Raw genomic sequence first — 1,133 nt, 5'->3', positions numbered from 1 at the left:
CAGACGGAAAATTCTGACCTGCTGATCGATGCTCAGTGCCTTGACCTCGGCCTTGCGCTGCTGCTCTTCGAAGCGCGCGATAAGATCTTCCCATACCGGCGAGTATTCGTCGACCACTTCGGGTTGAATCGCGGGCTGGGTGATCTGTGGCAGAGAGGTCGCGATAGGGCTCGTGAGGACCTCCGCAATCTGAAGAGCCTCGTCAAAGCCGACGGTCGTGTCCTTGGCGGCCTGGATATAGGCTGCAGCCCTGCCTTGGATATATTTATTCCGTGCGACAAGAAAGTCAGCCGCACCAATATCCTGGCGGCCGATGGCAGTCTGGAGTTGATCGAGGATCTGGCTGCCATGCCTATCCTTCGGGGTGCTGGTGGCGAGCGAGACGTTGTTCTCAAGGTTCTCGCGCAGCATAGAGACCTCAACCGGACTGCGACCTTCGATATGGAGTGCTTGGGCTTGCATATCCGTGAGGGGCGCCGCCCCTGCACCATGCTGGGCGATCATGCGCAGAGCGGTGCCCATGGCCCAATCCTGCGCCTGATTGCTTTCGGAATCGCCCCTGTGGCGCACGTCGGCGCGGAAGATCGCAATCTTCTTCTGCTCGCGCTCAATGATGAACTCGAGGAACTTGCGGGCTTCAGCGACGGTCAGGCCTTGGACGGACATGGCATCAAACAGGTTGTTGCTCTCGACCGTTACGATTGCAGCACGGCGTCGTGCAATCAACGGTTCATTCGTCCGCAGGCTGATTTGAAGGATCCTGCCACCCGCACGGGCAGGGGTTCGGCGGCGCCAGACATAGGAGGCGCCACGGCGGTAAAGGTGCGATTGGAAAGCCATAGGATACCCTTAATGGACAGGGCAAATCCGATTAACGGCATCTCTTCCGAGTGTGATACGTATCACACTCACATGGTCTTCGCGCTATTTACGCGAAAATACCAAATTCATCAGAATGTTAGATGATTTTGGCTCCGGCGGTAGGGAATTAACTCGGAGTCTCGTATCGCGCTGATTCTAAATGGATAAAATGCGAGGAGGTCGGCATTTTGCTTTATTTTTCTGAACTCGGTCCTGTCTCGGAAGTGGTGGAAATTTGAAGGCGGCGTAATCTCCGGGTGAACTGACACCCA

The 1,133-nt window shown here is 56.0% G+C and carries 1 protein-coding gene; it reads right to left on the bottom strand.

What is annotated here, in order from left to right; genetic code table 11:
* Nucleotides 1-840, bottom strand: an 840-nt coding sequence (locus EP867_RS19695; RefSeq protein WP_164888991.1) for a DUF6538 domain-containing protein, incomplete at its 3' end; no start/stop codon positions are given.
* Nucleotides 841-1,133 lie beyond the last annotated feature (293 nt).

It is taken from the genome of Falsigemmobacter intermedius (genome assembly GCF_004054105.1).
GTDB classification, from domain to species: Bacteria; Pseudomonadota; Alphaproteobacteria; order Rhodobacterales; family Rhodobacteraceae; genus Wagnerdoeblera; species Wagnerdoeblera intermedia.
This window is presented reverse-complemented; position numbering and strand designations above follow the sequence as displayed.